Annotated in this window: 18 protein-coding genes; 1 reads left to right on the plus strand and 17 read right to left on the minus strand. The window is 72.2% G+C overall.

The annotated features are described in order from the left end of the window. Window positions 1–153 precede the first annotated feature (153 nt). From metK to pyrR, 15 genes are all read right to left on the minus strand, one after another. Window positions 154–1,365: a methionine adenosyltransferase gene (gene metK / locus ACIGXM_RS28715; RefSeq protein WP_396565850.1), complete on the minus strand. Its 1,212-nt coding sequence runs from the start codon at window positions 1,363–1,365 to the stop codon at window positions 154–156. Between the two features lie 149 nt (window positions 1,366–1,514). Continuing rightward, window positions 1,515–2,717: a bifunctional phosphopantothenoylcysteine decarboxylase/phosphopantothenate--cysteine ligase CoaBC gene (coaBC, locus tag ACIGXM_RS28720; RefSeq protein ID WP_396565852.1), complete on the minus strand. Its 1,203-nt coding sequence runs from the start codon at window positions 2,715–2,717 to the stop codon at window positions 1,515–1,517. A gap of 141 nt (window positions 2,718–2,858) precedes the next feature. Next, window positions 2,859–3,125, minus strand: coding sequence for a DNA-directed RNA polymerase subunit omega (gene rpoZ / locus ACIGXM_RS28725; RefSeq protein ID WP_035840778.1), 267 nt, complete (start codon window positions 3,123–3,125; stop codon window positions 2,859–2,861). 58 nt (window positions 3,126–3,183) lie between these two features. Further along, window positions 3,184–3,741, minus strand: coding sequence for a guanylate kinase (gene gmk, locus ACIGXM_RS28730; RefSeq protein WP_396565854.1), 558 nt, complete (start codon window positions 3,739–3,741; stop codon window positions 3,184–3,186). Window positions 3,742–3,790: 49 nt separating this feature from the next. Next, the gene (mihF, locus tag ACIGXM_RS28735; protein ID WP_396565856.1) at window positions 3,791–4,117 is read right to left on the minus strand and encodes an integration host factor, actinobacterial type; all 327 of its coding nucleotides are present in this window, start codon (window positions 4,115–4,117) and stop codon (window positions 3,791–3,793) included. 266 nt (window positions 4,118–4,383) lie between these two features. Continuing rightward, window positions 4,384–5,217: an orotidine-5'-phosphate decarboxylase gene (gene pyrF, locus ACIGXM_RS28740; RefSeq protein WP_396565857.1), complete on the minus strand. Its 834-nt coding sequence runs from the start codon at window positions 5,215–5,217 to the stop codon at window positions 4,384–4,386. A gap of 17 nt (window positions 5,218–5,234) precedes the next feature. Further along, window positions 5,235–6,203, minus strand: a complete 969-nt coding sequence (locus ACIGXM_RS28745; RefSeq protein WP_396565859.1) for a dihydroorotate dehydrogenase — start codon at window positions 6,201–6,203, stop codon at window positions 5,235–5,237. Continuing rightward, the gene (locus ACIGXM_RS28750) at window positions 6,200–7,057 is read right to left on the minus strand and encodes a dihydroorotate dehydrogenase electron transfer subunit (protein WP_396565861.1); all 858 of its coding nucleotides are present in this window, start codon (window positions 7,055–7,057) and stop codon (window positions 6,200–6,202) included. Before ACIGXM_RS28750 ends, ACIGXM_RS28745 begins: the two co-directional genes overlap by 4 nt. Window positions 7,058–7,162: 105 nt before the next feature. Then, complete coding sequence (locus ACIGXM_RS28755) at window positions 7,163–8,257, minus strand: quinone-dependent dihydroorotate dehydrogenase (protein WP_396565863.1); 1,095 nt, start codon at window positions 8,255–8,257, stop codon at window positions 7,163–7,165. A gap of 64 nt (window positions 8,258–8,321) precedes the next feature. Next, window positions 8,322–11,630, minus strand: coding sequence for a carbamoyl-phosphate synthase large subunit (gene carB, locus ACIGXM_RS28760; protein ID WP_396565865.1), 3,309 nt, complete (start codon window positions 11,628–11,630; stop codon window positions 8,322–8,324). 3 nt (window positions 11,631–11,633) lie between these two features. Beyond that, window positions 11,634–12,818, minus strand: coding sequence for a glutamine-hydrolyzing carbamoyl-phosphate synthase small subunit (gene carA / locus ACIGXM_RS28765; RefSeq protein ID WP_396565867.1), 1,185 nt, complete (start codon window positions 12,816–12,818; stop codon window positions 11,634–11,636). Beyond that, window positions 12,815–13,390 carry a hypothetical protein gene (locus tag ACIGXM_RS28770; protein WP_396565869.1) on the minus strand — a complete coding sequence of 192 codons (576 nt, stop codon included), beginning with the start codon at window positions 13,388–13,390 and terminating at the stop codon, window positions 12,815–12,817. Before ACIGXM_RS28770 ends, carA begins: the two co-directional genes overlap by 4 nt. Next, complete coding sequence (locus ACIGXM_RS28775) at window positions 13,387–14,691, minus strand: dihydroorotase (RefSeq protein ID WP_396565870.1); 1,305 nt, start codon at window positions 14,689–14,691, stop codon at window positions 13,387–13,389. The genes ACIGXM_RS28770 and ACIGXM_RS28775 overlap by 4 nt, the downstream gene beginning before the upstream one ends. Beyond that, window positions 14,688–15,677, minus strand: coding sequence for an aspartate carbamoyltransferase catalytic subunit (locus ACIGXM_RS28780; RefSeq protein ID WP_396565872.1), 990 nt, complete (start codon window positions 15,675–15,677; stop codon window positions 14,688–14,690). Before ACIGXM_RS28780 ends, ACIGXM_RS28775 begins: the two co-directional genes overlap by 4 nt. Before the next feature lie 4 nt (window positions 15,678–15,681). After that, entirely contained in the window at window positions 15,682–16,293 is a 612-nt protein-coding gene (pyrR, locus tag ACIGXM_RS28785) for a bifunctional pyr operon transcriptional regulator/uracil phosphoribosyltransferase PyrR (protein ID WP_396565874.1), read from the minus strand. Window positions 16,294–16,621: 328 nt separating this feature from the next. On the opposite strand from pyrR, the gene ACIGXM_RS28790 reads away from it, so the two are divergent. Continuing rightward, a complete protein-coding gene (locus tag ACIGXM_RS28790; RefSeq protein WP_280669675.1) occupies window positions 16,622–17,125 on the plus strand; it encodes a transcriptional regulator in 504 nt (167 codons plus the stop codon). Between the two features lie 109 nt (window positions 17,126–17,234). Here ACIGXM_RS28790 and ACIGXM_RS28795 read toward each other — a convergent pair whose 3' ends face one another. Together ACIGXM_RS28795 and ACIGXM_RS28800 are read right to left on the minus strand one after the other, a co-directional pair. After that, window positions 17,235–18,029, minus strand: a complete 795-nt coding sequence (locus tag ACIGXM_RS28795) for a hypothetical protein (protein WP_396565876.1) — start codon at window positions 18,027–18,029, stop codon at window positions 17,235–17,237. A gap of 122 nt (window positions 18,030–18,151) precedes the next feature. Beyond that, a complete protein-coding gene (locus ACIGXM_RS28800; protein ID WP_396565878.1) occupies window positions 18,152–18,994 on the minus strand; it encodes a thioesterase family protein in 843 nt (280 codons plus the stop codon). Window position 18,995: the final 1 nt, after the last annotated feature.

Genomic DNA, 18,995 nt, shown 5'->3' on the forward strand with positions numbered 1-18,995 from the left:
GACCGTCCCCTCCCCCGGGCCCGGCCGGCGACGAGGCGCTCCCTTCACTGCGGCCGGTCTTGCTCATGGATCCAGTGGTACCAGACCGCACCGACACGCACGGGCGGCGGCCACCCCGTACCAGGGGTGACCGCCGCCCGTGCGATCAGCGGATCAGGCGCTCGCGACGGCGGCCTTCAGCTGCTCGGCGCGGTCGGTGCGCTCCCAGGTGAAGTCCGGCAGCTCGCGGCCGAAGTGGCCGTAGGCGGCGGTCTGGGCGTAGATCGGGCGGAGCAGGTCCAGGTCGCGGATGATCGCGGCCGGGCGCAGGTCGAAGACCTTGGTGACGGCCTTCTGGATCTCCAGCACCGGCGCGGTCTCGGTGCCGAAGGTCTCCACGAACAGGCCGACCGGCTCGGCCTTGCCGATCGCGTAGGCGACCTGGACCTCGGCCCGCTTGGCCAGGCCGGCGGCGACGATGTTCTTGGCGACCCAGCGCATCGCGTAGGCGGCCGAGCGGTCCACCTTGGACGGGTCCTTGCCGGAGAAGGCACCGCCGCCGTGGCGGGCCATGCCGCCGTAGGTGTCGATGATGATCTTGCGACCGGTCAGACCGGCGTCACCCATCGGGCCGCCGACCTCGAACCGGCCGGTCGGGTTGACCAGCAGCCGGTAGTCACCGATCTCCAGCTCGATGCCGTCCTCGGCCAGCCGCTTGAGCTCGGGCTCCACCACGAACTCGCGGATGTCGGGGGCCAGCAGCGAGTCCAGGTCGATGTCGCTCGCGTGCTGCGAGGAGATCACCACGGTGTCCAGGCGGACCGCCTGGTCGCCGTCGTACTCGATGGTGACCTGGGTCTTGCCGTCCGGGCGCAGGTAGGGGATCGTGCCGTTCTTACGGACCTCCGACAACCGGCGGGAGAGCCGGTGCGCCAGGGTGATCGGCAGCGGCATCAGCTCGGGCGTGTCGTCGCACGCGTAACCGAACATCAGGCCCTGGTCGCCCGCGCCCTGCTTGTCCAGGTCGTCGTCATCGCCCTCGACGCGGGCCTCGTGCGCGAAGTCGACACCCTGGGCGATGTCCGGGGACTGCGCGCCGATCGACACCGACACGCCGCAGGAGGCGCCGTCGAAGCCCTTCTTCGAGGAGTCGTACCCGATCTCCAGGATCTTCTCGCGCACCAGCTGCGCGATCGGCGCGTAGGCCTTGGTGGTCACCTCGCCCGCGATGTGGACCAGACCCGTGGTGATCAGCGTCTCCACGGCGACCCGGGAGGTCGGGTCGTCCTTGAGCAGGGCGTCGAGGATGGTGTCGCTGATCTGGTCAGCGATCTTGTCGGGGTGTCCCTCGGTGACGGACTCCGAGGTGAACAGGCGGCGAGACACAGCGCTCCCTGGGGTTGCAGCGGCTGCTGACTGAACGCTCCCGGCCGGGCCGGGGCATCCGGAAAGACTTGATTCCTGGAGTGTAACGGTCAGCTATACGCGTTCGACACTCCCTCTGCTCCGACGAGCAGAACCGTCTCAATCTACGGTCACGCCAGTCGAGCGGCGACGGCGTCCCAGACCACGTCGGCCAGCGCCTCCTTCGGCCCTTCGGGTACGGCCGTCTCGCTGCCGTCGGCGCCCAGCAGCACCGCCTCGTTGGTGTCGGCGCCGAACGCCTTGTCGACTCCCACCTCGTTGACGACCAGCAGGTCACAGCCCTTGCGGGCGAGCTTGGCCCGGCCGTTGGCGAGCACCTGGTCGGTCTCCGCGGCGAAGCCCACCACCAGCTGGCCAGGGCGCGCCCGGTGCGCCGAGAGCTCGGCCAGGATGTCGGGATTGCGGACCAGGGCGACCGGCGCCGGTTCGACCCCCTCGACCTTCTTGATCTTGCCCGCGGCGTACTCGGCTGGCCGGAAATCGGCCACCGCGGCGGCCATCACCACGACGTCCGCGTCGGCGGCCGCCTTGAACGCGGCCTCCCGCAGGTCGAGCGCCGTCGAGACCCTGATCACATCGACCCCGGCCGGGTCGGGCAGCTCGGTGTTGGCGGCCAGCAGGGTGACCCGGGCGCCGCGCGCGGCGGCGGTGACGGCCAGCGCGTAGCCCTGCTTGCCGGACGAGCGGTTGCCCAGGAAGCGCACCGGGTCCAGCGGCTCCCGGGTGCCGCCGGCCGAGACCACCACGTGCCGGCCGGCCAGGTCGGCGGCGAGGGCGCCGCGGGCCAGCACCCGACGACAGGCCTCGAAGATGGCCTCCGGGTCGGGCAGCCGGCCCTTGCCGGTGTCCACCCCGGTGAGCCGGCCCACCGCCGGCTCCAGCACGATCGCGCCCCGCCGCCGCAGGGTGGCGACGTTCTCCTGGGTGGCCGGGTGCTCCCACATCTCGGTGTGCATCGCGGGCGCGAAGACCACCGGACAGCGGGCGGTCAGCAGCGTGTTGGTGAGCAGGTCGTCGGCCAGCCCGTGGGCGGCCTTGGCCAGCAGGTCGGCGGTGGCGGGCGCGACCACCACCAGGTCGGCCTGCTGCCCGATCCGCACGTGCGGGACCTCGTGCACCCGCTCCCAGGTCTCGGTGGCCGCCGGTCGGCCGGAGAGCGCCGCCCAGGTGGCCTCCCCGACGAAGTGCAGCGCCGCCGCGGTGGGCACCACGGTGACCTGGTGGCCGGACTCGGTGAACCGGCGCAGCAGCTCGCACGCCTTGTAGGCGGCGATCCCGCCGCTCACTCCGAGGACGACACGGGGTTGGTTCATGGGGCTCGCTCACTCCTCCGCTGGGATTCGCGTTCAGCCTACGATCACTCAGATCGGTCGCGCACCGTGACCAAGGGAACAGTCGGCGCGAACGCCGCAGGGCCCGCCGGACGGTGGTCCGGCGGGCCCTGCGATGAGACCTCAGGCGGCGTCGACGGCCTCGGCCGTGAGCATGCCGGCGTTGATCTCGCGCAGCGCGATCGACAGCGGCTTCTCGTGCACGTGGGTGTCGACCAGCGGGCCGACGTACTCCAGGAGACCCTCGCCCAGCTGCGAGTAGTACGCGTTGATCTGACGGGCGCGCTTGGCGGCGTAGATCACCAGGCTGTACTTGGAGTCCGTGGCCTCAAGCAGCTCGTCGATCGGCGGGTTGATGATGCCCTCGGGCGCGGTCATGGAAGAGGACACGCGAAAACCTTCCGAAAGGGTGGAAAAGAAAGAATCTGATCTGATCGCAAAGATCACATCAGGCTACACCGAGCAAGGCTAGCAGTTCGGTCGCCACCTGCTCGACCGAGGTGTTCACCAGGGTGCTGTCGAACTCCGGCTCGGCGGCCAGCTCGACCCGGGCCGCTGCCAGCCGCTCATCGATGACGTCCTGCGGCTCGGTGCCCCGGCCGGTGAGCCGGCGGACCAGCTCGTCCCAGCTCGGCGGCGCCAGGAAGACCAGCTGCGCCTCGGGCATCGACTCGCGCACCTGGCGCGCGCCCTGCAGATCGATCTCCAGCAGGACCGGCTCGCCCCGCTCCAGCTTCTGCTCCACGGCGGACCGCGGGGTGCCGTACCGGTTGCCGGCGAAGACCGCCCACTCCAGCAGTTCACCGTTGGCGATCAGCTTGTCGAACTCGTCGTTGTCGACGAAGTGGTACTGGACCCCGTCCTTCTCGCCCGGCCTCGGGTGCCGGGTGGTCACCGACACCGAGAGCCAGACCTCGGGGTGCTGCTGCCTCATATGGGCGACGACCGTGCTCTTGCCGACCCCCGAAGGGCCGGAGAGCACGGTCAGCCGCGGACGTTCACTCATGCACCGATTATCCCGGATCCTGGACGGACCCGGCACCACCGGGGCCGCGTCAGGACGCGGTGCTGCCGAACTCCCGCTCCAGCGAGGCGATCTGGTTGCTGCCGAGGCCGCGCACCCGGCGGCTCTCGCTGATCCCGAGGCGCTCCATGATCTGCTTGGCCCGAACCTTGCCGACACCCGGCAGGCTCTCCAGCAGCGCGGAGACCTTCATCTTGCCGATGACCTCGTTCTCGGACTTGCCGGCCTTGATCACCTCGTGCAGGGACGCGTTCGAGTGCTTGAGCCGGTTCTTCACCTCGGCGCGCTCCCGGCGAGCCTCGGCGGCCTTGGCCAGCGCGGCGGAGCGCTGTTCAGGGGTAAGGGGCGGAAGAGCCACGCCGTTCACCTCAGGGTCTGGAAGGAGTTGAAGTGCTAGGACATTGGTGGTGCCAGGGGCCCACCGTCGCCGGTCTGGTTTCGGCCGCAGTGGAACCTAGCCGCTCTGACCTGCGAGAGCAACGGGAAACACACTGCTGAGAGCCCCTACCGCCGGACACTACCCGGATTGCGCGCCCACGTCAGGAAAAGAAGCCGAAAAGTCCTGGTCAGCACAGGTAGGCCAGGACTTTTCGGGAGAAAACGGCCCGGTTTGGGCGGCGTTCGTCAAGCCGATGTGACGGCCCTCACATCGTCGACGAAGGTCTGCGCGGCCTCCCGCAGCGCGGTGACCGAGGGGCCGTGCCGCAACACGTCCCGGCTGACGCTGGGCACCACGTCGCGCACCGCGGCGCCGAAGACCCGGGGCAGATCGGCCATCGTCGCGCCCTGGGCACCGATCCCCGGGGCCAGCAGCGGCCCGTTGATCGTCAGGTCCACCCCCGCGTCGGCCAGCGTCGCGCCAACCACCGCGCCGAACGAACCGAGCGGCTCGGCACCCGCGTTCTCCGCCGCCAGCCGGCGCAGCACGCCCTGCGCGACGCTCACCCCGTCCGGGCCGGTCGCCCGCTGCACCTCGAAGCCCTCCGGGTTGGAGGTCAGGGCCAGCGTGAAGAGCCCGCAGCCGCTGGACCGGGCCAGGTCCACCGCCGGCTGCAGCGAGCCGAAGCCGAGGTAGGGGCTGACCGTCAGGGCGTCCGAGAAGAGCGGGCTGTCCGGCGCCAGGAAGGCCTCCGCGTAGGCGGCCATGGTGGAGCCGATGTCGCCGCGCTTGGCGTCCATGATCACCAGCGCCCCGGCCGCCCGGGCGTCCGCCACGGTCCGTTCCAGCACCGCGACGCCCCTGCTGCCGAACCGCTCGAAGAACGCGGCCTGCGGCTTCAGCACGGCGACCCGGTCGGCCAGTGCCTCGACCACGGTCCGGCTGAAGGTCTCCAGGCCCGCCAGGTCGTCGCCCAGCCCCCAGGCGGCGAGCAGGGCGGCGTGCGGGTCGATGCCGACGCAGAGCTGGCCGCGGCTGTCCATCGCGTGGCGCAGCCGGGAACCGAAGGTGGTCGTCATGAGGGCCTTTCCGTGTCTCAGAGCGGGCGGTGGGCGAACCCCACCGCGTCGGTGTACTTGGCGAAGCCGCGGGCCGCGAGTTCGGCGCGCAGTTCGGTGAGGATCCGCGACGGAGCCGCGGGATCGTGGAAGAGCGCGGTGCCGACCGCCACTCCGCCGGCCCCGGCCAGGGTGAGTTCCAGGGCGTCCCGGCCGGTCCGGACACCGCCCATGCCGAGGATCGGCACCTGCGGGATCCGCCCGGCCAGCATCGCCGCGTGCACCTGGTAGACGCAGCGGACCGCGATCGGGCGCACCGCCGGGCCGGAGAGCCCGCCGGTGCCGCCGGCCAGCGCCGGGCGCAGGGTGGCCGGGTCGATCGCCATCCCGAGCGGGGCGTTGACCATCGACAGCCCGTCCGCCCCGGCCTGCACGCAGGCCGCCGCGATCTCGGTGATCGAGCCGACGTCGGGCGAGAGCTTGGCGTAGACCGGCAGGTCCGGGTCGGCCACCCGGCGCACCGCCCGGACCACGTCGTACGAGGTCGCGGGATTGGCGGCGAAGAGCAGGCCGCGGTCGGCGGTGTTGGGGCAGGAGATGTTGAGCTCCAGCCCGACCACTCCCGGCCGCCCGTTCAGCCGCTCGGCGACCGCGGTGTACTCCTCCAGCCGCTCCCCCGCGATCGAGACCAGCACCCGGGCGCCGCGCTCGGCCAGCCAGGGCAGCTCGGTGCGGACGAAGGCGTCGATGCCGGAGCCCTGCAGGCCGATCGCGTTGAGCATCCCCGAGGGGGTCTCGGCCATCCGCGGGGTGGCCAGGCCGGACCGCGGATGGAGCATGATCGTCTTGGTGGTGACCGTGCCCAGCTCGTCCAGCGGCACGAACCGCGCCAGCTCCCGCCCGTAGCCCGCGCAGCCGGAGGCGGTGGTCAGCGGGTTGGGCAGGGTCAGCGAGCCCAGCGGGGCGCTGAGATCGACGTCCTGCGGCCGGAGCGCCTCGGTGGTCATCGGCCCGCTCCTCCCATCGCGGCGGCCCCCTCCAGGTCGTCGGGCACCCGTCCCCGGTCGTCCCAACGCACCCGGCCACCGTCGAAGACCGGCCCCTCGGTGCACGAGCGGACGAAGCGGCTCACCCCGTCCTCGCCGACCACCGGCAGCACGCAGGTCATGCAGATGCCGGTGCCGCAGGCCATCGCCTCCTCCACCGCGACCTGGCAGCGCACCCCGGCGTCGAGTGCGATCCGGCTCAGCTCGCGCAGCATCGGCATCGGGCCGCAGCCGTAGACCACGGTCGCGTCGATCGCCCGGATCGCCTGGGCCAGCGGGTCGGTGACCCGTCCGGTCATCCCCAGCGAGCCGTCCTCGGTGACCACCAGCACGTCCCGGGTGAGCGCCCGGGCCTGCTCCACGCCGTACAGCCGGTCGGCCCGGGCGGCGCCGAGGATGACGCCCACCTGGCCGCCGCGCCGCAGCACCGCCTCGCCGAGCGCGAGCAGCGGTACGGCGCCGTAGCCACCGGCCACCAGCAGCGCGGTGGCCGGCCCCTCCGGCAGCGGGAACGGGGTGCCGAGCGGGGCGATCAGGTCCAGCAGCTCACCCGGCCGGCTGTCGGCCAGCTCGGCGCTGCCGGCGCCGCGCACGGCGACCACCAGCTCCACCGTGCCGGCCCGCGGGTCGGCCCGGTGGATCGCGAACGGGCGGCGCAGCAGCAGCGCGGAGTTCGGGCCGCCGACCGCCAGGGTGGCGAAGTGACCGGGCCGGACCCGCTCCGGCACACCGGGCGCGCGCAGCACCAGCCGGCGGTACTCGCCCTCGACGTGGTTGGCGAGCACCTCGGCCCGCAGCTGCAGGGGGTTGGCCATGCGGGGCACCTTTCGACTGCGCGGTGGCTGGGCGGTACCCGAACTCTCCCAAATCCGCCCGCCCCCTGTCACTTCCCCCGATATCCGACGAACCGTCAGCCCGGGTCAGGCGGAGCTGCCGACCGCCTCGGCGAGGCTGCGGAACCCGCTGCGGCGCAGCCGCGCCGACAGGCCCCGGTGCACCCGGCGCATCCAGAACGGGCCCTCGTAGATGAAGGCGCTGTAGCCCTGCACCAGGTCGGCGCCGGCCACGATGCGCTGCCAGGCGTCCTCGGCGGTCTCGATGCCGCCGACCGAGACCAGTACCAGCCGGCCCTGGGTCCGCTTCCGCAGCCGCCTGAGCACCTCCAGCGAGCGGTCCTTGAGCGGCGCGCCGGAGAGCCCGCCCATCCCGATCGCCTCGACCTGGGCGGCCGGGGCGCGCAGCCCCTCGCGGCCGATCGTGGTGTTGGTGGCGATGATGCCGTCCAGGCCCAGCTCCAGGGCCAGGTCGGCGACCGCGTCGACGTCCTCGTCGGCCAGGTCGGGGGCGATCTTGACCAGCAGCGGGACGTGCTGCCGGGTGGTCCGGTCGGCGGCCTCGCGGACGGCCGTCAGCAGCGGGCGCAGGTGCGAGACGGCCTGCAGGTTGCGCAGTCCGGGGGTGTTCGGCGAGCTGACGTTGACCACCAGGTAGTCGGCGTGTCCGGCCAGCCGCTCGGTGCTCTTGACGTAGTCGGCGACCGCGTCGGCCTCCTCGACCACCTTGGTCTTGCCGATGTTGACGCCGATCACCGGGGTCAGCGAGGTCCGCGGCCGGGCCGCCAACCGGGCGGCGATCCGGGCCGAGCCCTGGTTGTTGAAGCCCATCCGGTTGATCAGCGCCCGGTCCTCGACCAGCCGGAACAGCCGCGGGGCCGGATTGCCGGGCTGCGGCTCGCCGGTGACGGTGCCGATCTCGACGTAGTCGAAGCCGAGCATGGCCAGGCCGTCGACGCCGATCGCGTTCTTGTCGAAGCCGGCGCCCAGGCCGAACGGGCCGGGCAGGTCGAGCCCGAGCGCGCGGGTCCGCAGCGCCGGGTCGCGCGGCGCCAGCAGCAGGCTCACCAGCCGGCGCAGCCCGGGGACGGACGCGGCCAGCCGGATCCAGAAGAAGGCCAGGTGGTGGGCCTTCTCGGGGTCCATCTTCCGGAAGACCAGGTTGAAGAGCAGCTTGTACACGTTGCGCCTTCCTCGCATGGGAGTGGGGGGCGCCGGCGGTCCGGTGCCCCCCACTCGGGTGGTGCTACTTGCGGGTGGAGTTGATCAGCGCCGCGTGCTCCTGCAGCGACATCACGCCGACCTCGCCGCGGGCCAGGGCGTCGATGCCCTGCACGGCGGCGCCCATGGCCTGCACGGTGGTCAGGCACGGCACGCCGCGGGAGACGGCGGCGGTGCGGATCTCGTAGCCGTCGAGGCGGCCGCCGGTGCCGTACGGGGTGTTGATGATCAGATCGACGTCACCGTCGTGGATCAGCTGCACGATGGTCCGCTCGCCGGCCGGGCCGGGGCCCTCGCTGTGCTTGCGCACCACGGTCGCCGGGATCCCGCCGCGCTGCAGCACCTCCGCGGTGCCCGCGGTGGCCAGCAGCTCGAAGCCCAGCTCGACCAGGGCCCGGGCCGGGAACACCAGGTTCCGCTTGTCCCGGTTGGCGACCGACACGAAGACCCGGCCCTTGGTCGGCAGCGCGCCGTACGCGCCCGACTGCGACTTGGCGTAGGCGGTGCCGAACACCCGGTCGATGCCCATCACCTCGCCGGTCGAGCGCATCTCCGGGCCGAGGACGGTGTCCACGCCGCGCCCGTGCACGTCCCGGAAGCGGCTCCACGGCATCACCGCCTCCTTGACCGAGATCGGGCAGTCGGCCGGCAGCGTGCCGCCGTCGCCCTCGCCCGGGAGCAGGCCCTCCGCGCGCAGCTCGGCGATGGTGGCACCGAGTGAGATCCGGGCGGCGGCCTTGGCCAGCGGGACGGCGGTGGCCTTGGAGGTGAACGGCACGGTCCGCGAGGCGCGCGGGTTGGCCTCCAGCACGTAGAGGATGTCACCGGCCAGCGCGAACTGGATGTTGATCAGACCGCGCACCCCCACCCCGCGGGCGATCGCCTCGGTCGAGGTCCGCAGCCGCTTGATGTCGAAGCCGCCCAGCGTGATCGGCGGCAGCGCGCAGGCCGAGTCGCCGGAGTGGATGCCGGCCTCCTCGATGTGCTCCATCACGCCGCCGAGGTAGAGCTCGGTGCCGTCGAAGAGCGCGTCCACGTCGATCTCGACCGCGTCGTCCAGGAACCGGTCGATCAGCACCGGGTGCTCGGAGATCAGGCCGGCGTGCCGCTCCAGGTAGGAGGCGAGCGACACCTCGTCGTAGACGATCTCCATGCCGCGCCCGCCGAGCACGTAGGAGGGGCGGGCCAACACCGGGTAGCCGATCTCGTCCGCGATCGCCTTGGCCTCCTCGAAGGAGAAGGCGGTGCCGTGCTTGGGCGCCGGCAGGCCGGCCTCGCGCAGCACCCGGCCGAACGCGCCGCGCTCCTCCGCCAGGTCGATCGCCTCCGGCTGGGTGCCCACGATCGGCACGCCGTTGTCCTTCAGCGCCTGCGCCAGGCCGAGCGGGGTCTGGCCGCCGAGCTGCACGATCACGCCGGCCAGCGGACCGGCCTGCTGCTCGGCGTGCACGATCTCCAGCACGTCCTCCAGGGTGAGCGGCTCGAAGTACAGCCGGTCGGAGGTGTCGTAGTCGGTGGAGACGGTCTCCGGGTTGCAGTTGACCATGACGGTCTCGTAGCCGGCCTCGGCGAGCGCGAAGGAGGCGTGCACGCACGAGTAGTCGAACTCGATGCCCTGCCCGATCCGGTTCGGGCCGGAGCCGAGGATGATCACCGCGGGCTTGGTCCGCGGCGCGACCTCGCTCTCCTCGTCGTAGGACGAGTAGAAGTACGGGGTGCGGGCGGCGAACTCGGCCGCGCAGGTGTCCACCGTCTTGAAGACCGGCCGGATGCCGAGCGCGTGCCGGACCTCGCGGACCACGTCCGCCTTCAGGCCGCGGATCTCGCCGATCTGCTGGTCGGAGAAGCCGTGCCGCTTGGCGTGCCGCAGCAGCTCCGGGGTCAGCTTCTCCGCCTCGCCCAGCTCGGCCGCGATCTCGTCCAGCAGGAAGAGCTGGTCGACGAACCAGGGGTCGATCCGGGTCGCCTCGAAGACCTCGTCCGGCGTGGCGCCGGCCCGGATCGCCTCCATCACGGTGTTGATCCGGCCGTCGGTCGGCACCTTCGCCTTGGCGAGCAGCTCGTCCTTGTCACCGATCGGGCCGGCCCAGGAGAACTGCGAGCCCTTCTTCTCCAGCGAGCGCAGCGCCTTGTTGAGCGCCTCGGGGAAGTTGCGGCCCATCGCCATCGCCTCGCCCACCGACTTCATGGTGGTGGTCAGCGCGGGGTCGGCGGAGGGGAACTTCTCGAAGGCGAACCGCGGCACCTTCACCACGACGTAGTCGAGGGTCGGCTCGAAGGAGGCCGGGGTCTGTTCGGTGATGTCGTTGGGGATCTCGTCCAGCGTGTAGCCGACCGCCAGCTTGGCGGCGATCTTGGCGATCGGGAAGCCGGTCGCCTTGGAGGCCAGCGCGGAGGAGCGCGACACCCGCGGGTTCATCTCGATCACGATCACCCGGCCGTCCTCCGGGTTGACCGCGAACTGGATGTTGCAGCCGCCGGTGTCGACGCCGACCTCGCGGATCACCGCGATGCCGATGTCACGCAGGATCTGGTACTCGCGGTCGGTCAGCGTCATCGCCGGGGCGACGGTGATCGAGTCACCGGTGTGCACGCCCATCGGGTCGAAGTTCTCGATCGAGCAGACCACCACGACGTTGTCGTTGCGGTCCCGCATCAGCTCCAGCTCGTACTCCTTCCAGCCGAGGATGGACTCCTCCAGGAGCACCTCGGTGGTCGGCGAGAGGGTCAGCCCCTGACCGGCGATCCGGCGCAGGTCCTCCTCGTCGTGCGCGAAGCCGGAGCCGGCGCCGCCCATGGTGAAGGACGGGCGGACCACGACCGGGTAGCCGCCGAGGGTGTCGACGCCGGCCAGGACCTCCTCCATCGAGTGGCAGATCACCGAGCGGGCCGACTCGCCGTGCCCGATCTTCGCCCGGACGGCCTCCACGACCTGCTTGAACAGCTCGCGGTCCTCGCCCTTGTTGATCGCCTCGACGTTGGCGCCGATCAGCTCCACGCCGTACTTGGCCAGCGTGCCGGCCTTGTGCAGCTCGATCGCGGCGTTCAGCGCGGTCTGCCCGCCCAGGGTGGGCAGCAGCACGTCGGGCCGCTCCTTGGCGATGATCTTCTCGACGAACTCCGGCGTGATCGGCTCGACGTAGGTGGCGTCGGCGATCTCCGGGTCGGTCATGATGGTGGCCGGGTTGGAGTTCACCAGCACCACCCGCAGGCCCTCGGCCCGCAGCACCCGGCACGCCTGGGTGCCGGAGTAGTCGAACTCGGCCGCCTGCCCGATCACGATCGGACCCGAGCCGATGACCAGGACGGACTTGATGTCAGTGCGCTTCGGCACGGGTCAGCTCCCTGCGGTGGTACGAGTCGTGGCGGCGATCAGCTCGACGAAGCGGTCGAACAGGTACGCGGCGTCGTGCGGGCCGGCGGCGGCCTCCGGGTGGTACTGCACGCTGAACGCCGGGGTGTCCAGGCACTGCAGGCCCTCCACGACGTCGTCGTTCAGGCAGACGTGCGAGACCTCGGCGCGGCCGAACGGCGTGTCGCTGACCTTGTCCAGCGGGGCCTGGACGGCGAAGCCGTGGTTGTGCGCGGTGACCTCGACCTTGCCGGTGGTGCGGTCCTGCACCGGCTGGTTGATCCCCCGGTGGCCGTACTTGAGCTTGTAGGTGCCGAAGCCCAGCGCCCGGCCGAGGATCTGGTTGCCGAAGCAGATCCCGAAGAACGGGGTCCCGCGCTCCAGCACCTCGCGCAGCACCGCGACCTGGTGGTCGGCGGTGGCCGGGTCGCCCGGGCCGTTGGAGAAGAAGACGCCGTCCGGGTTGACCGAGTAGATGTCCTCGGCGGTGGCGTTGGCGGGCAGCACGTGCACCTCGATGCCGCGCTCGGCCATCCGGTGCGGGGTCATCGCCTTGATGCCGAGGTCCACGGCGGCGACCGTGAAGCGCTTCGCACCGATCGCCGGCACGACGTACGGCTCGGTGGTGGCCACCTCGGCGCACAGGTCGGCGCCCTTCATCTCGGGCGCCTGCAGCACCCGGGAGAGCAGCTCGGCCGGCTCGGCCAGCTCCGGGCCGGAGAAGATGCCGACCCGCATCGCGCCGCGCTCGCGCAGGTGACGGGTGAGCGCGCGGGTGTCGATCCCGCTGATGCCGACCACGCCCTGGGCGGCCAGCTCCTCGTCGAGCGAACGCTGGGAGCGCCAGTTGGACGGCACCCGGGCGGGGTCGCGGACCACGTAGCCGGCCACCCAGATCTGCTTGGACTCGTCGTCCTCGTCGTTCCAGCCGGTGTTGCCGATCTGCGGGGCCGTCATGACCACCACCTGGCGGTGGTAGGAGGGGTCGGTCAGGGTCTCCTGGTAGCCGGACATGCCGGTGTTGAAGACCGCCTCGCCGAAGGTCTCGCCGATCGCGCCGTACGCCTGGCCACGGAAGGTCCGACCGTCCTCCAGGACGAGCACGGCGGGGACCCGCTCCCGGCGGGCGGCGCGCGGCTGCCTCGTGGTGGTGAGGGCAGGAGCGGTCATGGTGTTACGCCTTCCGTCTTCGTCGTACGTGTTGCGGTCGTACCTGTTGCGAGTTGCTCGACCTCGGCGGCCCAGGCCGCGTGGTCGTCCGCGCGGTCCAGCCGGAAGCCGGAGTCCAACGCGCGGCCCTGGAGCGTCCAGCCGACCACCAGCAGGCCGGCCGGGACGACCTTGCCCGCGATCCCGGACTCCAGCCGGGCACCGGTGAGGTCCTCGACCGGGATCCAGAGGTCCTCGGCACCCGGGCGGCGGACCAGCAGCCCGCGCCCGGTGAGGGTCAGCTCGGCCAGGCTGCGGTTGCCCAGGCCGTGCGCCACCACCCGGTCCAGCCAGTTCCCGGCGGTGGTGCTGCCGTGGTAGCGGCCGCCGCTCTCCAGGATCGCCGGGCCCGGGTCGTCCGGCACGGCGGGCAGCTCCGGCAGGTCCGCCTGGAGGGTGCGCCGCCAGTTCCAGCCCTGGCGCATCAGCCAGTAGATCAGCCCGATCAGGATCACCAGGCCGACCGCCCAGCCGATGTGGCCGGCCCAGTCGTGGACCTTGGCCTGCTGCATCGCCAGCGGAGCGGGGCTCATCCGAGCTCGCCCGGCTCGACCAGCTCGCCGGCCAGCACGGTGGGCACCCCACGCAGGAACGTGGCGTGCACCCGTCCCGGCAGGTCGAGGCCTCGGTAGGGGGTGTTTCGGCTGCGGGTGGCAAAGCTCTCGGGATTCACGGTGCCACGGTACGCGGGATCGAAGAGCACCAGGTTGGCCGGCTCACCGACCGAGATGGGCCGCCCGTGGCCGGCCAGCCGGCCGATCCGGGCCGGGCGGTGCGACATCCGGTCGGCGACGCCCTCCCAGTTCAGCAGGCCGGTCTCGACCATCGCCTGCTGCACCACCGAGAGCGCGGTCTCCAGGCCGACCATGCCCATCGCGGCGGCCGCCCACTCGCAGTCCTTGTCCTCCGCGGGGTGCGGGGCGTGGTCGGTGGCGACCGCGTCGATGGTGCCGTCGGCCAGCGCCTCGCGCAGCGCGTGCACGTCGGCGGCGGTGCGCAGCGGCGGGTTGACCTTGTAGACCGGGTCGTAGGAGCGGACCAGCTCGTCGGTCAGCAGCAGGTGGTGCGGGGTGACCTCGGCGGTGACGTCCCAGCCCTTGCCCTTGGCCCAGCGGATGATCTCCACCGAGCCGGCCGTGGAGACGTGGCAGACGTGCAGCCGGGAGCCGACGTGCGCGGCGAGCAGCACGTCGCGGGCGATGATCGCCTCCTCGGCGACCGCCGGCCAGCCGCCGAGCCCGAGCTCGCCGGAGACCTGGCCCTCGTTCATCTGGGCGCCCTCGGTGAGCCGCGGTTCCTGGGCGTGCTGGGCGACCACCCCGTCGAAGGCCTTCACGTACTCCAGCGCGCGGCGCATGATCACCGCGTCGTCCACGCACTTGCCGTCGTCGGAGAAGACCCGGACCTCGGCCGCGGACTCGTGCATCGCGCCCAGCTCGGCGAGCTTCCTGCCCTCCAGGCCGACCGTGACGGCGCCGACCGGCCGCACGTCGCAGTAGCCGGAGGCCTGCCCGAGCCGCCAGACCTGCTCGACCACGCCGGCCGTGTCGGCCACCGGGAAGGTGTTGGCCATCGCGTGCACGGCGGTGTAGCCGCCCTTGGCGGCGGCCTGGGTGCCGGTCAGCACGGTCTCGGCGTCCTCGCGGCCCGGCTCGCGCAGGTGGGTGTGCAGGTCGACCAGACCGGGCAGGGCGATCAGGCCGTGCGCGTCGATGTCCACGTCGGCGTCGGCGGTCAGGCCGGCACCGATCTCCCGGATCACCCCGTCGACGATCAGGATGTCCTGCGGGTCGCCGCCGAGCAGCTGGGCGTTGCGGATCAGGTAGCTCGTCACTGGGCGGTCTCCTGGGTTTCGGTGCGGGGGGAGTCGGCGGGCCCGTCGGCGTGGACGGCGCCGCCGAGCAGCAGGTAGAGGACGGCCATCCGGACCGAGACGCCGTTGGCGACCTGCTCGATCGCGGTGCAGCGCGGCGAGTCGGCCACCTCGGCGGTGATCTCCATGCCGCGGACCATCGGGCCGGGGTGCATCACGATGGCGTGCCCGGGCAGCCGGGCCAGCCGGCCGGCGTGCATGCCGTAGCGGCGGGAGTACTCGCGCTCGGTGGGGAAGAACGCGGCGTTCATCCGCTCGCGCTGGACCCGCAGCATCATCAGCGCGTCGGTCTTGGCGAGCGCGGCGTCCAGGTCGTAGCTCACCTCGCAGGGCCAGCTCTCGATGCCGAGCGGCAGCAGGGTGGGCGGGGCCACGAAGGTGACGTGCGCGCCCAGGGTGTTCAGCAGCAGCACGTTGGAGCGGGCGACCCGGCTGTGCAGCACGTCACCGACGATGGTGATCCGGCGGCCCGCGAGGTCGTTGCCCAGGCCCGGGTTGAGGTGCCGGCGCATGGTGAAGGCGTCCAGCAGGGCCTGGGTCGGGTGCTCGTGGGTGCCGTCACCGGCGTTGATCACACTGCCGTGCAGCCAGTCGGACTGGGCCAGCCGGGCCGGCGCGCCCGAGGCGTGGTGCCGGATGACGACCGCGTCCGCTCCCATCGCCTGCAGGGTCAGCGCGGTGTCCTTGAGGCTCTCGCCCTTGGAGACCGAGGAGCCCTTGGCGGCGAAGTTGATGACGTCGGCGCTGAGCCGCTTCTCGGCGACCTCGAAGGAGGTCTTGGTGCGGGTCGAGTCCTCGAAGAAGAGGTTGACGACGGTACGGCCGCGCAGCGTGGGGAGCTTCTTGACGGCCCGCCCGGAGAGCTGGGCCAGCTCCTCGGCGGTGTCCAGGATCAGCAGCGCGTCCTCGCGGCTGAGATCTGCGGCGGAGACGAGGTGGCGCTTCACGGTGCTACTCCGGCAGGTTGGGGTCGGCGGCGAGCGCCTGGGAGGAACGGGCGGCGAAGTCGCGGTCACCGACCAGGACGGCGTCCTGGCCGTCGGTGTCGGCGAGCCGGACCTGGACGGCCTCGCGCAGCGAGGTGGGCAGGTTCTTGCCCACGTAGTCGGCGCGGATGGGCAGCTCGCGGTGGCCGCGGTCGACCAGGACGGCGAGCTGCACGGCGCGCGGGCGGCCGATGTCGCCCAGCGCGTCGAGCGCGGCGCGGACCGTGCGGCCGGAGAAGAGCACGTCGTCGACGAGGATGACCAGCTTGCCCTCGATCCCGCCGGACGGGATCTCGGTGTGCTCCAGAGCGCGGGCGGGCTTGAGCCGCAGGTCGTCCCGGTACATGGTGATGTCGAGCGTGCCGAGCGGGATCTCGCGGCCGGTGATCTGCGTCAGCTTGGCGTGCAGCCGGCGGGCGAGGTGGACGCCGCGGGTGTGGATGCCGAGGAGGACGATGTCCTCCGCGCCCTTCGCGCGCTCCACGATCTCGTGGGCGATCCGGGTGATCACGCGGGAGATGTCCGCGCCGTCCAGCACCTGGTGCGGCGGACGCGGCGTGTCGATGTGTGCGGTCATGCCGAAGCCGACCTCCTTCCCCGCCTCACGGGACGGGCCTTAAAGGATGTCTGGGGGGTGGCTGCCGGACCGTGCCGGAAGCCTCGTCCATGCTAGCAGGGCGATCAAGATGATCCCCGCCACGCTTTATGTCGTGTTCACGCAGAGGTAGCAGACCATTCGCACGACTGCCCCATTCGGCTTGACGCAGCTACCTTACTCTACGTAACCTCACAGTGAGTTACGGAACAGACGTCGAACCCACTGGTAGAACGCCTGGGAGGCGAGGGGCCCCTCGCTCCCCCGTGACCGTTTCTGAACGCGAAGCAATTCTTGTCCGGGGAGACCAATGTCCAGCGACTACGCGAAGCAGCTCGGGGGCAAACTCCGCGCTATCCGCACACAGCAGGGGCTCTCCCTGCACGGCGTCGAGGAGAAGTCCCAGGGGCGCTGGAAGGCGGTCGTCGTCGGCTCCTACGAGCGTGGCGACCGAGCGGTCACCGTGCAGCGACTGGCCGAGCTCGCCGAGTTCTACGGCGTCCCGGTGCAGGAGCTGCTCCCGGGCGGCACCCCGGGCGGTGCGGCCGAGCCGCCGCCGCGCCTGGTGCTGGACCTGGAGAGACTGACCCAGGTCCCGTCCGAGAAGGCCGGCCCGCTGCAGCGGTACGCGGCGACCATCCAGTCCCAGCGCGGTGACTACAACGGCAAGGTCCTCTCGATCCGCCAGGACGACCTGCGCACCCTCGCGGTGATCTACGACCAGTCACCGTCGATCCTCACCGAGCAGCTGATCAGCTGGGGCGTGCTCAACTCCGACGCCCGTCGCGCGGTGCGCGACGAGGACGCCGGCTGACCCACGGCCTCGGCCACTACCTGCAGAAACGTCACGGCGCGGTCCCGGGGGACCGCGCCGTCGGCGGTTTCGGTGCACCGCTTCGGCGCACCGCCCCGGCACGACCCCCTCAGCGCACCGCCGTGAAGCCCGTGCCGGCGCTCTGCCAGCTCCAGGCCGCCTGCTGGTACTCGCCGCAGCCCGCCGCCGAGCCGCGCAGTCCGCTCAGCTCCAGCCGGCCGGGCAGCCGCCGGGCCAGCGCGGCGCAGAGCACCGCGCGGACCAGGTCCAGCTCCTCGTCGTGGATCCGCACCAGCCCGTCCTCCCAGAGCACCACCCGGGCCTCCGCCACCAGCGGTCCCTCCGACGCCCGGATCACGCAGCGGAACTCGTACGTCCCCGGCCCGGCCTCCCCCAGCAGCCGCGCGAACAGCTCGGCCGCCTCCCGGTAGCAGCGCTCGACGGCCGGCAGGGCGCCGCCCTCGGCCAGCAGCAGCTCGGCGTGGCGCATCGTCAGTCCGTTCTCCCGGGCCCGGACCAGCCTCGGCAGGAAGTCCTCCACCAGCTCCTCCCCCTGGTAGTCGAGCAGCTGCCCGAGCAGCGCCGGATTGGCCAGGTAGCGCTGCTGCGCAGCCCGGTCGGCCGGGTCGAGGCGGCGCAGCAGGCAGAACTCGGCGAAGTCGTCCGGGTGGAATCGGCGCACCCGGACCGACTCGAAGCGGCGCCGGGCGTGCGCCAGCAGGGTGGCCGTGCCGGCCAGGTAGCGCCGGTGGTCCGGCGCCGCGGTCAGCCCCCAGGGGCGGGCCCGCTCGAAGTCCTCCGGCGAGGCCAGCACCCCGGTCACGAAGACCCGCTGCGCCGGCGCCTGACGGGCGCCGGTGGGGCGGCAGCGGGGCGGACGGCGTGGGTGGAGATGCCTGGACATCGGGCTCCCGAGAGGTTGCGAGGGGCGGCTGGCCTACGCCACGTCCTCCCCCGCAACCCGCCCGACACACGCACCTCACGTCACATATTGGTAACCGAGCGTGAGAATTTTGATTCCGCAGGTCAGCGCGGGCGCGGCGCCCGGGCCAGCTGGCGGGACTGGGCGACCAGCCGGCCGGTCTCGTCCCAGATCTCGGCGTCCTCCTCGAAGTAGCCCCCGGCCAGGTTGCGGGTGGCGTGGCTGACCCGCAGCCAGCCGGGCGCCGGCTTGGCCCGCAGGTGGACGGTCAGCTCGATGGTCGGCGCCCAGCCGGGCAGGCCGAGGTCGAAGGTGACCGGCGGCAGCGCGTCGGCCACCAGCAGCAGCGCCAGCGGGTCGGGCTCGCGGCCGTCGGCGAGCCGGAACCAGCCCTGGATCCGGCCCTGCCGGGAGGGCTGCCCGACCGCCCAGCCCACCGTGGCGGGGTCCAGCCGCAGGTCGAACCGCTCCAGCAGGGCGGCCTGCTCGATCAGCGCGGGCGGGGCGTGCTCCATGCCGACGCAGCTCTCGCGTGGCGGCAGCGCGGGCGGGGTCGCCGAGGTGTGCACCTCGCCGGCCTGGGCGGCCAGGTCGCCGTAGGTCGCCAGCACGCTGAGTCGCTCGACCGGGGTGCCGTCCTCGTCGTCCTGGTAGAGCGAGGCGGTGCCGGTGGAGAGCGAACCGCCGCGGCGGACCAACTCGGTGCGGACCTCGGCCGGGCCCGGGCGGGAGGCGGAGAGGTAGTAGCCGCTGATCGACACCGGGTCGGGGTGGCCGGGCAGCTCGCGGGAGAGCGCGTTGGCGGCGACGGCCAGCAGCAGGCCGCCGTTGATCCCGCCGCCGATCTGCCAGCCGGCGCCCAGCTCGCCGCGGTGGCGGCCGTCCGGGCCGGGGTCCAGGGCGATGGCCTGGTCGAACTCGCTGCTGGTCGCGGTCACGGTGGTCATG

This window comes from Kitasatospora sp. NPDC052896 (assembly GCF_044547075.1).
Classification (GTDB): domain Bacteria; phylum Actinomycetota; class Actinomycetes; order Streptomycetales; family Streptomycetaceae; genus Kitasatospora.

Coding starts and splice junctions, on each gene's coding strand:
- ACIGXM_RS28800 (WP_396565878.1), bottom strand. CDS start 18,994: ATGACCACCGTGACCGCGACCAGCAGCGAGTTCGACCAGGCCATCGCC.
- coaBC (WP_396565852.1), bottom strand. CDS start 2,717: ATGAACCAACCCCGTGTCGTCCTCGGAGTGAGCGGCGGGATCGCCGCC.
- pyrR (WP_396565874.1), bottom strand. CDS start 16,293: ATGACCGCACACATCGACACGCCGCGTCCGCCGCACCAGGTGCTGGAC.
- carA (WP_396565867.1), bottom strand. CDS start 12,818: ATGACCGCTCCTGCCCTCACCACCACGAGGCAGCCGCGCGCCGCCCGC.
- gmk (WP_396565854.1), bottom strand. CDS start 3,741: ATGAGTGAACGTCCGCGGCTGACCGTGCTCTCCGGCCCTTCGGGGGTC.
- ACIGXM_RS28745 (WP_396565859.1), bottom strand. CDS start 6,203: ATGACCACCGAGGCGCTCCGGCCGCAGGACGTCGATCTCAGCGCCCCG.
- ACIGXM_RS28770 (WP_396565869.1), bottom strand. CDS start 13,390: ATGAGCCCCGCTCCGCTGGCGATGCAGCAGGCCAAGGTCCACGACTGG.
- ACIGXM_RS28790 (WP_280669675.1), top strand. CDS start 16,622: ATGTCCAGCGACTACGCGAAGCAGCTCGGGGGCAAACTCCGCGCTATC.
- pyrF (WP_396565857.1), bottom strand. CDS start 5,217: ATGACGACCACCTTCGGTTCCCGGCTGCGCCACGCGATGGACAGCCGC.
- ACIGXM_RS28795 (WP_396565876.1), bottom strand. CDS start 18,029: ATGTCCAGGCATCTCCACCCACGCCGTCCGCCCCGCTGCCGCCCCACC.
- ACIGXM_RS28750 (WP_396565861.1), bottom strand. CDS start 7,057: ATGGCCAACCCCCTGCAGCTGCGGGCCGAGGTGCTCGCCAACCACGTC.